The organism is Trinickia sp. (assembly GCF_036503415.1).
GTDB lineage: Bacteria > Pseudomonadota > Gammaproteobacteria > Burkholderiales > Burkholderiaceae > Trinickia.
In genome coordinates, this window is record NZ_DASXWY010000177.1 from 1 (window position 1) to 12,224 (window position 12,224).

The following is a 12,224-nucleotide window of genomic DNA, read 5'->3' on the forward strand; positions in this document are numbered from 1 at the left end:
CCCAACGGTTGACCAGCCGTCAACGTTGAGAGGCGTTCATGAAAATCAAAATTATCGGGTATTGCGCCCTGGGGGCGATTGCACTCGCACTGTTCGTCACGATGTGTGCGATCTTGCGCGATGCAATCATCACACACGACATCGACGCGAAATCGCAGGCCGATGGCGGCATGCATGTGGCCGAAGGAGCCACCACCGTGCCGGCGCTGAGGGCCAAACCCTAGCGGCGTACCCGGTGGCGGGCCTACGGCGGCGGCAGGCGGTCGGCAACGAGCCGGCTCAGATACCGGTAATCGCGCAGCAGGGCACTATGCCCCTTGCCCCAGGCGGATAAGAAGCGGAACAGGTGCGGGCCTGAAAACACGGCTTTCTTGGCGCCCCAGACGAACCCGAGAAACTCGTACGACAGGACGCGCAGCGGCCGCGGATTGGCGATCATCGCGTCGAAAAGATTGACGTAGATGTGCGAACTCTGGTGTTCGACGCCATAGCTGACGTGCTCGTGATCGTGCACGGCGCGCGCTGACGGCTCGAACAGAAGCTTCACGCCGCTGCTGCGCCACAGCGCACCCATGAAGCGATCGTCCGACGTCCGAATACCCTCGTTCCACGGTTTTGCGAGGGCGAGCTTGCGGGCGTAGATGAAAAAGGCCCCGATCAGAAAATCGGGCGATTCCCCCGGTTTGGCCGCGCGGCCATACCCGATCGCGCGCATCACCACAGGCGCGCTCCAATCTTCGCCCCAGCAAACGCTGCCCGCGACGACGCGGTGGCCCGACTGCGCCTCGTAAGTCTCGAACAGACGGCGAATGGCTTGCGGCTCGACGCAAATATCGTCGTCGACATTGACGATCAGATCGGTATCGGCCGAGCGCGCGCAAAAATTTCGTGCGGCGGCAACGTTCTTGCCGTCGTGAAAGCGCAGTTTGACGAAATCGTGACCGGCGCACACATCGACGACTTTCTTTTGCAGTTCGCGGTCCGGCGTCGAATCGCAGACGAAGACATCGAAAGGCAATTGCTCGCGCGCCACGGCCAGGGCCTGGAGGCAGCGCTGCAGCTTTTCCGGACGATTGCGTGTGGGAATTACCACGCTGACGGACGTCATGACTTTCTCCGTGGTCATTGAAGCGGTGGAAAAACCGCTTGTCGCCGTCACCTTACTCGTACGAAAAGAGACAAAAAATCAAAAAACCCCCAACAACCCGGCTGGCATAGAGGTGGGACGGGCATCGCTATAATGGCGCATTGCAATTTCCAATGAGCACCGCTTCGATGGCGCACGACGAACACGATCACGGCCACGACGGCAAGCACCATCACGCGCATACGGGGCACGGTCATGCCGGCCACAGCCACAGCCACGCCGGCCATCACCATGCGTATGGCGCCGAGGACCAGCGCCGCATCGCCTGGGCCTTCGTCACGATTGCGGTGTTCATGATCGTGGAGGTCGTCGGCGGTGTGCTCTCGGGCTCCCTGGCCCTGTTGGCCGACGCCGGCCACATGATCAGCGACGCGGCTGCACTCGGCTTCAGTTGGGTCGCGATCCACTACGGCAGGCGGCCGGCCACAGCGGAACTCTCGTATGGCTACAAGCGCCTCGAAATTCTCGCGGCTTTCGTCAACGGCTGCGCGCTTTTCGTGATCGCGGCCTGGATCGTGATCGAGGCCATCCGGCGTTTCGCCGCGCCCGTACCCGTGGTCGGCAAGACCATGCTGATCGTGGCGGTGGCCGGGCTCGCAGCCAATGCGGTGGCGTTCCTCGTCCTGCACGGCGGGAACCGCGAAAACCTCAATATGCGCGGCGCCTGGCTGCACGTGCTCGGCGACATGCTCGGCTCGGCGGCGGCCATTGTCGCCGCGATCGTCATTTTGCTCACCGGGTGGTCGCCGATCGATCCCATCTTGTCGATCGTCGTCGCGGTGATCATCCTCAAGAGCGCGTGGGAGATCGTCAAATCCTCGGCGCATATCCTGCTCGAAGGCGCACCGGATAGCCTCAGTCTCGCGGAGATAAAAGCCGATCTCGAAGAAAACGTTCCTGAAGTGGACAATGCGCATCATATTCACGCCTGGTCGATCACGGGCGAACGACATGTCGTGACGCTGCATGTCCACCCCACCGCCGGCGTGCCCGCACACGATGTCGTCGTCGCCGTGCAGCGCCGGCTCGCCGTACGGTTCGATGTCGCGCACGCGACGATTCAGGTGGAAGAGCAGGCGTGCGCCGATTCCCACGAAGCGCACGATCATGACTCGCACGATTGCCACTAGCTGGCACCGACGCCGGGCACCGGCGGGAGAATAACCAATGGCCTCACCCCATGACAGCGTCAGCATGGCGCTTTTTTGCGACTTCGAAAACGTTGCGCTTGGCGTTCGCGATTCGAAGTATGAAAAGTTCGACATCAAGCCCGTCCTCGAACGCTTGCTATTGAAGGGAAGCATCGTCGTCAAGAAGGCCTACTGCGATTGGGATCGCTACAAAGGCTTCAAGGCAGCCATGCATGAAGCCAGTTTCGAATTGATCGAAATTCCGCACGTGCGCCAATCGGGCAAGAATTCGGCGGATATCAGGCTGGTGGTCGACGCCCTCGATCTTTGCTACACGAAATCGCACGTGGACACGTTCGTCATCATCAGCGGCGACTCCGATTTCTCCCCGCTGGTCTCGAAGCTGCGCGAGAACGACAAGAAGGTGATCGGCATCGGCGTGAAAAATTCGACGTCGGACCTGCTCGTCGCGAACTGCGACGAATTCATCTTCTACGACGATCTCGTGCGCGAGCAGCAACGCGCCATCGCAAAGCAAGAGGCGCGCGCCGCGCTCCCGGCCGCGAAGCGTTCGGCCGACGAGGACAAGCAGCCGAAAGACGAGACGATGGATACGCGCAAGGCCCAGGCCATCGCGCTCGCCGTCGAAACGTTCGACGCTCTCGTCTCCGAAAGAGGAGACAGCGGAAAGATCTGGGCGTCGGTACTCAAAAGCGCAATCAAACGGCGCAAGCCCGATTTCAGCGAGTCGTACTACGGCTTCCGCGCCTTCGGCAATCTGCTCGAAGAAGCGCAATCGCGCGGTTTGCTCGAAGTGGGTCGCGACGATAAATCCGGCGCGTTCGTCTATCGAAGCTCGCCCGCCGCGGCATCGCACCCGGAGCCAGGCCGCACCGCGACGGCGGAGCCGGCTGCAATGGAAGCCCCGATGCACGCGGAGGCAGCGGCTGCCGCGCACACGGAGCAGCCTCCTCGCGCACCACGACGGGGACGCAAAAAGGCCGCGGCAAGGGAAGCGGAGACGAGCGTGTCCAGTACGCCCAGCAACGAAACCGCGGAACTGCCCCGCCCGCCGGAGGGAGCGACGGCTGACATTGCACCCGAAAAAGCAACAAAAGCCGCAAGAGCGCCCAGGGCCGCAAAAACCGCGAAAGCGCCAGGTCAATCGACGCCGCGAGCCAAGCGTTCGCGCAAGGTTACCGCGTCGGCCAGCGAGGAGTGAAACGGGAGCGGCGAATCGGCACCCGCTTGACTCAACTCAGCTGAGCCTGTGCGGGCTGCGCCCCGGTTTACTCGCGAATCGCCGCAACCCGCCCCGCCTTGACGGCCGCTTTCAGCGTCGACCAGTCCGCCTCGTTGCGCTCGGCATAGGCCAGCGCGAAGGTTTCGATGGCCGCATCGAAAGCGTCCGACTTGCCAAGATAGCCGCACATCCGAGCGGGATCGCCGGCTTTGGCCATCGCATGCGCCAACGCCGTACCGCACGAAACCGCATACGCGCCAAGATCCTCGACGTCGAAGCTCGCGAAATCGAAGGCGCCTTTCATGTCGCGCAACTGCCTGACGTAGAAATCGCTGCCGGTGTGATGCATCTTGGACCAGCCGAGAAAGATATCGCTCGCCGACTGCAGCAGGCGCTGACCGTTCACTACGCGCTGGCCGTGGTTCGCGTATTGGCTGCGCGGTAGATAGTTCTCCAGGACGGAAGTCCGAGCCTCCTTCAACTGCAGAAAGAGCGGCCACTCCCCGTCGGCCATGAAAAGCGCCTCGTAGCAGCGCGTTCCCACGGAGCCCACCCCGACGACGCGAATCGCAACATCGACCAATTCGTATCGATCGAACAGCGCGCGCCGCTCATCGGAAAGCGTCAACCGATAGTCAGCGAAAAAACGCCTGATCATGTCGTCGTACTGACGACGCTCGCGCTGGGTCGCGAGCGGAACGTGATAGACGAGCGGAGGGTTTTCCTTGATCCGGTACTTGCCGTCGACCTGCACGGCCGCATGATCGAGCACGGAGCGCGACGATTGCAGCCTCGCCTTGTCGACGACTAACGCCTCCCTTTTTCTTTCGCCGGCGGAATCGGCAATGTCGAGCATGGACGCCGCGCTGAACTGGTAGTACCAGAGATCGAGCACATCCATCTTGCTGAATTCGGCCATACGCTGCCGGAATGTCTCGCTGAGCCGCCGTACTAGCTTGCGCTGATCGCTCGCCGCGAATCCGCGCTCGCGCGCGGCGATCGCGAACGACGCGGCCAGCCTGCGCACATCCCAGTCGAAGGGCCCCGGCAGCGTTTCGTCGAAGTCGTTGGGCCCGAAAAGAATCCGCCGCTCCGGGCTCGCGAAGAGCCCGAAGTTGGCCAGATGTGCATCGCCGCACAACTGCACGATGATGTCGGTACGCGGCAATCCCGCAAGATCGAATGCCATCAGCGCCGCCGCCCCGCGATAAAACGCGAACGGATTCGCGACCATGCGCCCGTAGCGGATCGGTATCAGTTCGGGCACGCGGCCCACGTTCGACGCTTCGAGCAGCGCGATCGGGTCGCGCTTTTTCAGCTTGCAGATGGCGAGCCGCGTGCGCGGCACCTTCTTTCGCGCGGCGCGGCCCAACTGCATGCGCGCGGCGAGCGAACCGCGACCCGCAAAGAGGTCGGAGAGATCCGGCTGCGCCGCCGGCAATACGCCGTTCGCATCGTTCATCGACGGTTCGCCGGATCGCTGGCCGCCATCGAGGTGCTTACCTCCGTTTCGGACGGCGCTGCGCGTCCGGGCCGCCGCACAGCCCGCACCTTTGCGCTATTGCCGCCACCGCAGAAGAACTGCTCGTGGCCATCGGATTCGAGTCCGGACACACCCGTACCGGCCGGCATCTCGAGGCTGCACAGCACTTCGCCCGTGCGCGGGTCGATCTGCCGGATCTCGCTCTCGTCGTCCTCCCAGGTAGCGTGCCAGAGTTCGCCCTCCACCCAGGTCACGCCCGTTACGAATCGATTCGATTCGATGGTTCGGCGTACTGCGCCTGTCTCGGGATCGAGTTCGTCGATCTTCTTCTCGCGGTACCGCCCTACCCAGAGCGATCCCTCGGCCCACGCGAGCCCCGATACGCCATCGCCGGGCGCAGGTATCGTCGCGATCACACGGCCTTGCTCGAGATCGAGCTTCTGAATGACGTTCCCGGCGATCTGATACAGGTATCGCCCATCGAAAGCCGTTCCCGCGCCCGCGGGCACTTCGATCGAGCGCAGCACGGCACCGCTGGCGGGGTCCAACGCATTCACTTTGTCGCCCGATGCGAACCAGACCTGCCCGCCGTCATAGGTGACGCCAGCTACCTGGTCGACGCCCTCGAAAGGCCCGTACTCGCGGATGATTTCTGCAGTGAATCGGTTCATGGCGCCCTCCTCATCCTAATCATCAAGAAACCGCCATCCTAATGGTTCAGAAACGGAGCGGGGAGTAACAACGGTGTCGCGGATCCCACTACCGGTACGCTCCAGCGGCGCGCCGGCCCGCGGCCCAACGAGCGCACCTTGCCGAGATCGGCGAGCGATTCGAGCGTGCGCTGCACATTGCGCTGGCTCTCGCCAAGTGCCAGCGCGAGCGCGGAACTCGACCAGGATTCCCCGTCGGCAAGCAGTGCCAGCAACGCGGCGTGCTTCTCTTCGGACGGGTGATCGAGCAGCGCCACCTCGGCCGCACTCGACGGCACCAAGACGAACCCACGCCGCGTCGCACGAATGTCGGCCATCGAACCGAGCATCGTGCGCAAGCGGCCGATCTCCACGCGCAATCGCACGCGATGCGATTCGTCCGCTGCTTTGACGCGAAATGCCTGCGCGATGAGCGTACTCCTCGGCACATCGTCAGGCCAGGCTTGCCCGAGCAGGCGGGCAAGTACGAACAATACGGGGCGCGTCGCCAGCGATATCGTTCGAGGGCCGATGCGCACGATACGGCGGCAGGCATCCACGACGAGCGTTGCCGCATTGGGTGCGAGCAGCGCTTCGATCTCGTCGAGCGAGACGAGCCGCGCTTCGCCGCGCGCAATCAAACGACCAGCCGGCTCATTCACGATGCGCGTTGCGGTTTCGATCTCCGCTATCAGTGCAGGGATACGCGCTCGACGCGCCGCCTGTTCGGCGCGCGCCAGCGCCGCGCGAGCCGTCGCTGCCTGAAGACGCCGCATCGCAATGCCGGCCGCAACGAGTTCGTGAGCCGCCGTCAGGGCGGGCGGCAACGATAGGTGAACGAGCTCGGCAAGCGCGCGCTGAGCATCGTCGAGCTTTCCGATGAGCAGTAATCGCCGCGCCTCGAGATATCCCGCATGGGCCGCGTTGACATGATCGCCGTGGGCGTCGAGCGTGGCGCGTGCGGCGGTGAGTGTCTTCGCGGACCAGCTCAATTCGCGCGCGGCCAAGGCAATTTCCGCCTCGGCGATTTCGCATCGCGCACGCGCCACGGCTTCGGCCGGCCCGAACGCGCGGGCCGCCTTGCGCATCAATGTCTTCGCGCGAACGAAGTCGCCGAGCTGTGCCATGGCGATGCCGCGAAGCGCCAGTGCGTGCGCATCGTCGCGCAGCGCAACGCGATTCAATGCGCCGAGCGGATCACCGCAAGCCAGTGCCCGGGCCGCGGCCGTAATCAGTGCGTCCATCGGAATCCCGCCACACTTGTCACTCCCACCGGTTCGGTTCGTGGTCCTAATCTATCACACAGATATCGAACAGCCCATCGCATTGCGCAGCGGCGCTGACCGACTCACCACCGTGCAGTTCAACTGCACTATCAGATAGGAGAAGATCATGACCGGACATATCACAGCCACGCGTGACGAGTGGCTCGCGGCACGGCTCGAATTGCTCAAAGCCGAGAAGGAGTTGACGCGGCGCAGCGACGAACTGGCGCAACAACGTCAGTCGCTGCCGTGGGTAAAGATCGACAAGGATTACCGTTTCGATACCGATGCCGGCCCAGCTTCGCTGACCGATCTCTTTCAAGGCCGTTCTCAACTTCTCGTCTACCACTTCATGTTCGGGCCCGACTACAAGGCCGGGTGTCCTTCGTGCTCGATGATTGCGGATGGGTTCAACGGCTTCGCTGTTCATTTGGCTCAGCATGATGTCATGCTCATGGCCGTGTCGCGCGCGCCTCTGGAAAAATTGCAGGCCTATAAAAAGCGCATGGGATGGACGTTCCCGTGGGCATCGTCGAGCGACAGCGATTTCAACTTCGACTTCAATGTTTCGTTCACGGAGCAACAGCAGCGCGAAGGCACCATCGAATACAACTATGAACGCGGCGGCCATGCGATGGATATGACGCCTGCGCCCGAGCCCGTTGCTCAGTTCGCCAAGACGTGCGGAACGGATGCACCGACCTATGCGCGCGATCGGCCTGGCTTGAGTGCGTTCGTACTCGAAGATGGAATCGTCTATCACACCTATACGACCTACGCGCGTGGGCTCGATGCGCTTTGGGGAGCATATCAGTGGCTCGATCGCGCGCCGCTTGGGCGGAACGAAACTGGCATCTGGTGGAGCCGTCACGATGAATATGAGCGTGCCTGATCGTTGGCGACGGGCGACGCTGTACCGGATGCCGCACGGCTAACTGACGAGAGAGGCCGACATGTCTTCTGTACGTACTTCGCATGCAGCACTGTTCGCAGCGTCAGCACTGCTGTTTGCGGCGAGCGCGGTGACGACAGTCATGTGGTCGCTATCGATGTCGTCCATGGGCGAGATGCCGATGCCGGGCGGCTGGTCGATGTCGATGACGTGGATGCCAACGTGTGGTGAGACTTGGCTGGGCGCCGCCGCGTCGTTCGTCGGGATGTGGACGGTGATGATGGTGGCGATGATGCTGCCGTCGCTCGTGCCGATGCTGATGCGGTATCGCGAAGCAATCCGCTCCGCGAGCCGGCGGCACGAGGAATGGCTGACGGCGCTCGTCGGCGTCGGCTATTTCGCGGTTTGGACTGCGCTGGGCGTTGCCGTGTTCGCGCTGGGCAGCGCGGTTGCGTCAGCCGAAATGCGGATACCCGCGCTCGCGCGCATCGTCCCTGTCGCGGTCGGCTCCGTCGCGCTCGCAGCCGGTGCGTTGCAGTTCACGGCTTGGAAAGCGAGGCAGCTTGCTTGTTGCAAGATGATGTCCCCGCATTGCCATGAGCGAATCGGGGGCTCCGGTGCAGCATTGCGGCATGGCTTGCATCTCGGCTTACGTTGCAGCAATTGCTGCATCGGGCTGACGGCGCTCTTGCTGGTAGCCGGAGTCATGAATCTGGGCGCGATGGCACTCGTTACCGTCGCCATCACGGCGGAGCGGTTGTCGCCCGTGGGCGAGCGTATCGCTCGGGGGATCGGGGCGGTGCTTCTTTTGGCGGGCGTTCTCCTCATTGCACGAGCAACCGGGTTCTCGGCATTTGCATCGTTCGAATGAGGTAAGCAAGATGCCTCACGCCGCCATACCCGGAGGTAAATCGGCCGGTTCGCGGTCAATCGTGGTTCCCTGGACGTAGGCCAGTCCCGAGTCTGCGGCTCGGCGGAGGAACTCGCGTGCGCCAAGGAGTTTGTGCGGTGACCTGAATCAGTATCGGTTCGGGCCCGGTGGCCGGATCGCTTTTCGGCAAATCGTCCTTTTCCGGCAAAATGCGGCGCATCGCCTCCAGGATCGCAACCCAATCCGTCGGCTCGAGCTCCTCTCCCACGGGAAGAATGTGCACGCGTTTGGCGACATCCAGTGCTTGAGCCATGCTGTTGATCGCGCGGGTTTGATTGAGAGCGAACACGAGATCCGCCAAATCGCTCCGCGAAACAGGCTCGCCCGCTTTCAATTGACGTAACGTCTTTGCGGCGACGTCGAGCACATTTTCCAAGTTGGGCGTAGGCAATGCATCGGGAAGAAAATATCGTCCCTCGTCGAAGATCACATTCCCGTCGCCGCCGACGTCGAGCACTTCACGGGTATCGTTCATGAAGTCGATGCCGCGATCCAGAAAATCCTCGACTGCTGCGCGAGTCGCGATGCCCTCTGGTGTGCTACTCAGGCACGTCTCGTAAAGCGACTGCAACTTGGTCCCTTCCAGGCAATACCGGAACGCCTCGTCCGCGAGCGATGACGGTCGATTCAATATGAAGCTATCGTTGGCTGCCGCATAGAGCAATGTCGGCGGCGCCTCATCCATCAGTTCGGGATAGCGCAGGCTGAGCGAGAAATGCAGGGCCGACGGCTTGTCCAATTGCGGCAACAAATCTTGCGTTCGCACTAGCGTCGGAATTTCGACGACCTCGTCATCGATTTTGGGCCAGGCACGCTGAACATCCGGCACGACAGCGGAGCGCATGAGGAATTCCAGCGCGGCGCGCCGCACGGGTACAGTCGCGATCTCCGTTGTCTGCGCCGGCACGCTGCCGTTGGCTGGAAAGTATGAGGACAGATCGCGATAGCGAAGCCCTTCATTGTTGGCCAGTGCCTTTCCTTGCTCGAGGATACTCTCCCGCGCGGCGGCCCGGGGGAACAGTACCTCCCATCTGGCTATCAGCGACAACGTCGCCACGCTGATCTTGACGACTTTGCCGGGCTTGGCCGGATCGATGTAGACGGCGTGATCCATGCCATGCCCGATCATCTTCAAAGTATTCGGCGGCAGCGGATCGAGTCGTTTCCATGCCCACAACAACAGTTCGCGCTTACGCTGAGCAGTCGCGCCCCGGAAGAGCTTGCCAGTCATCGTGCGGAATTCCCCTTCATCGAACGCCGATGCGCCCAGGATCGCGCTGAGCCTTTCGCGCAATTCGCCACGAGTAAATTCGATCTTCACATGGGCGCGCCGCGGCAGCATCGCGAGCGCATCCAGCTCGGAGCCGTGTAATGCGCGACGGGTTGCACCCGGTGTTGGCGGGACCGTCTCGGCTGCTTCGCCTGAAACTGAATCTTGCGGAAAATTTACGCTATTGCCGACCCTCGCCGAGGAATCGTTGGGTATATTCATACATAGTGCGGTTAAATGACAGGGAGCAGATCGCTTACGCCAAAAAGTCTATTCCGTATTCAATCGTCCATGCCCGATAAGACGAAGACGATTGCGAGGGAGCGAAAAATGGGCCTATGTTTCCGCTTCAACCGCCACCGGACCTATGACCGCCTCCATACTCGTCACCAACTCGTCTTTCAGAACACGCCCTGCGTGGAGGCTGTTGAGCGGGTTATCCGCAAGCGACGAGTGCCGTGCGAGCGCCACGTCGGCATGCTCCGGTTGGGCGTCGCGGTGCGCTGGGTGTCCCGCTCGGAAATTTGGATGACGCGGACGTCGAGGTCAGCGGCGAGCTTCGCCCATTCATCGTGATGGCTGGGCATACGTTGTTGCCAGGCATCCAGATCGAAGCGCTCGGCCATCGCGACAAGCGCGCGTTTCGCGCGTCGAACGAGGCAACGAGAGGTGCGTGAACGGCCCGAGGGTTGTCTTGCTTAACGGCCTGTCTTGAGAAAACTTTAGAGAAGGCATCCAACGCCGGGCTCCCCTAAAGTCTCGCCCCATTTCTTCCGATAAAGCGACGTGGTGCGAGGCTCGCGGACCAGGGAGAGGGGCAGCCTCGCTTACCGAATACCTGAGACATGAAAACCCGAATCGCTGGAGGTGTGGTGGCATTTGCGAATCCCGCCCATCGCGCACTATATCCTCACAGGTCTTCTCGACATGAACTCGAAGCGCATCGCTTATTGTTTCCCGAATCTCTTGGAGGCATTTTTCATCGTCATCGCACTCTATTTTCTCGAGCTTGTGACGAATGCGCTGATTTGGCACTTGGGAGTGCTTGCCGGTCTCAAGGCAATCGCCATCGGAGACCTGGGCCGCGTGCTTGCCTACGGGATGGGCTTTGCAGTTCTGCTTCACTGCAACTCGCTGACGTACCGCGGCCTCGTGGAAGGCGATCGCTTCTCATGGCAAGCTACGCTCGGTCTGTTCCTGCTGCCCGTGCTGCTCTTCACCCCAGGCATGCTGGCGGTCGTGGACCTTTTGCAGATACCCACGATCAAGTTATTTCCGTTGAGCGAGTCCCAACGGGAGGCGGGCTATCGATTCCTCACCGATGGTCTAAGCTCGATCGTCCTCGTGAGCATTCTTGCCCCAGTCATCGAGGAGCTGCTGTTTCGCGGGATCATTTTGCGCAGCTTCCTGCAGCAATATTCACGTTCACGTGCGATCGTGTATTCAGCTGTCGTGTTCGGTTTTGCGCATATGAACATCCATCAGTTTGTGACTGCTCTCGCGGCCGGGCTCGTCATCGGGAAGATTTATGAGCGCACTCGTTCGCTGCTCCCGGGTATGTTGCTGCATGCCTTTTACAATACGGCCGTAACGGTCGTAGCGTTCCGCTGCAGTCGTGATGCCACCAGCATGTGTGGCGAGTGGGGTATGCCGCAGATGTGGTATCCGTTCGCGCTGGTGAGTGGCGCAATAGGATTGTGGTTACTATCCAAGCTACTCGGCATAAAGACGCTTGCGGCTTTCCGTGGATGCTGAATAGTTCAGCGTTATAGCGCGGGTGGTCGGGGCGATACTTGTTGCCGTGGGCTCGATGCTCATCGCCAGGCCGCGCATCGCATCTAAGCCCGTTGTGCGGTAGCATCCCCGCATTTGTCGCTTCGTCATCGCACAATGAGAACCTTCGCGCTATACGTCGCGACAGCGATCGCTGAAATCATCGGCTGCTATTTGCCATACCTGTGGCTCAAGCAGGGGAAAAGCGTGGCGCTCCTCATACCGGCCGCGCTGTCGCTGGCGATTTTCGCATGGCTGCTGACGCTGCATCCAAGCGCTGCGGGCCGCGTCTATGCGGCCTATGGCGGAGTCTATATCTCGATCGCGTTGATCTGGCTCTGGCTCGTCGATGGAATGCGTCCCACGGCCTGGGACTTGGCCGGCGTGGCATTCTCGCTACT

At 61.7% G+C, this 12,224-nt stretch carries 13 protein-coding genes; 7 read left to right on the plus strand and 6 right to left on the minus strand.

Going from position 1 to position 12,224, the window contains the following annotated elements:
- Nucleotides 1-38 precede the first annotated feature (38 nt).
- Complete coding sequence (locus tag VGL01_RS21760; protein WP_331573054.1) at nucleotides 39-224, plus strand: hypothetical protein; 186 nt, start codon at nucleotides 39-41, stop codon at nucleotides 222-224.
- A 20-nt stretch (nucleotides 225-244) separates the two neighbouring features.
- Here the strand turns inward: VGL01_RS21760 and VGL01_RS21765 are convergent, their stop codons facing one another.
- Complete coding sequence (locus tag VGL01_RS21765) at nucleotides 245-1,108, minus strand: glycosyltransferase family 2 protein (protein WP_331573056.1); 864 nt, start codon at nucleotides 1,106-1,108, stop codon at nucleotides 245-247.
- A gap of 152 nt (nucleotides 1,109-1,260) precedes the next feature.
- Here VGL01_RS21765 and VGL01_RS21770 point away from each other — a divergent pair, with 152 nt between their 5' ends.
- Together VGL01_RS21770 and VGL01_RS21775 are read left to right on the plus strand one after the other, a co-directional pair.
- On the plus strand, nucleotides 1,261-2,277 hold the full coding sequence (locus VGL01_RS21770) for a cation diffusion facilitator family transporter (RefSeq protein ID WP_331573058.1): 1,017 nt from the start codon (nucleotides 1,261-1,263) through the stop codon (nucleotides 2,275-2,277).
- Between the two features lie 37 nt (nucleotides 2,278-2,314).
- Nucleotides 2,315-3,499 (plus strand): NYN domain-containing protein, encoded by a 1,185-nt coding sequence (locus tag VGL01_RS21775; RefSeq protein WP_331573060.1) that lies wholly within the window; start codon nucleotides 2,315-2,317, stop codon nucleotides 3,497-3,499.
- Between the two features lie 67 nt (nucleotides 3,500-3,566).
- Here the strand turns inward: VGL01_RS21775 and VGL01_RS21780 are convergent, their stop codons facing one another.
- The 3 genes from VGL01_RS21780 to VGL01_RS21790 are packed head-to-tail and all read right to left on the minus strand — an operon-like array spanning nucleotide 3,567 to nucleotide 6,936.
- Nucleotides 3,567-4,982 (minus strand): DUF2252 domain-containing protein, encoded by a 1,416-nt coding sequence (locus VGL01_RS21780; protein WP_331573062.1) that lies wholly within the window; start codon nucleotides 4,980-4,982, stop codon nucleotides 3,567-3,569.
- A complete protein-coding gene (locus tag VGL01_RS21785) occupies nucleotides 4,979-5,674 on the minus strand; it encodes a glutamine cyclotransferase (RefSeq protein WP_331573066.1) in 696 nt (231 codons plus the stop codon). The genes VGL01_RS21780 and VGL01_RS21785 overlap by 4 nt, the downstream gene beginning before the upstream one ends.
- Before the next feature lie 38 nt (nucleotides 5,675-5,712).
- Entirely contained in the window at nucleotides 5,713-6,936 is a 1,224-nt protein-coding gene (locus VGL01_RS21790) for a helix-turn-helix domain-containing protein (RefSeq protein ID WP_331573068.1), read from the minus strand.
- Nucleotides 6,937-7,084: 148 nt separating this feature from the next.
- Here VGL01_RS21790 and VGL01_RS21795 point away from each other — a divergent pair, with 148 nt between their 5' ends.
- Both VGL01_RS21795 and VGL01_RS21800 read left to right on the plus strand, forming a co-directional pair.
- The gene (locus VGL01_RS21795; protein WP_331573070.1) at nucleotides 7,085-7,849 is read left to right on the plus strand and encodes a DUF899 domain-containing protein; all 765 of its coding nucleotides are present in this window, start codon (nucleotides 7,085-7,087) and stop codon (nucleotides 7,847-7,849) included.
- A gap of 61 nt (nucleotides 7,850-7,910) precedes the next feature.
- Entirely contained in the window at nucleotides 7,911-8,720 is an 810-nt protein-coding gene (locus tag VGL01_RS21800; RefSeq protein WP_331573072.1) for a DUF2182 domain-containing protein, read from the plus strand.
- Between the two features lie 55 nt (nucleotides 8,721-8,775).
- Here VGL01_RS21800 and VGL01_RS21805 read toward each other — a convergent pair whose 3' ends face one another.
- Both VGL01_RS21805 and VGL01_RS21810 read right to left on the minus strand, forming a co-directional pair.
- Nucleotides 8,776-10,272, minus strand: a complete 1,497-nt coding sequence (locus VGL01_RS21805; RefSeq protein ID WP_331573073.1) for a hypothetical protein — start codon at nucleotides 10,270-10,272, stop codon at nucleotides 8,776-8,778.
- Nucleotides 10,273-10,451: 179 nt separating this feature from the next.
- Nucleotides 10,452-10,676 (minus strand): hypothetical protein, encoded by a 225-nt coding sequence (locus VGL01_RS21810; RefSeq protein WP_331573075.1) that lies wholly within the window; start codon nucleotides 10,674-10,676, stop codon nucleotides 10,452-10,454.
- 301 nt (nucleotides 10,677-10,977) lie between these two features.
- Here VGL01_RS21810 and VGL01_RS21815 point away from each other — a divergent pair, with 301 nt between their 5' ends.
- Both VGL01_RS21815 and VGL01_RS21820 read left to right on the plus strand, forming a co-directional pair.
- Nucleotides 10,978-11,805, plus strand: a complete 828-nt coding sequence (locus VGL01_RS21815) for a type II CAAX endopeptidase family protein (RefSeq protein ID WP_331573077.1) — start codon at nucleotides 10,978-10,980, stop codon at nucleotides 11,803-11,805.
- Nucleotides 11,806-11,940: 135 nt separating this feature from the next.
- The coding region (locus VGL01_RS21820) for a YnfA family protein (protein ID WP_331573079.1) at nucleotides 11,941-12,224 on the plus strand (284 nt) is incomplete at its 3' end.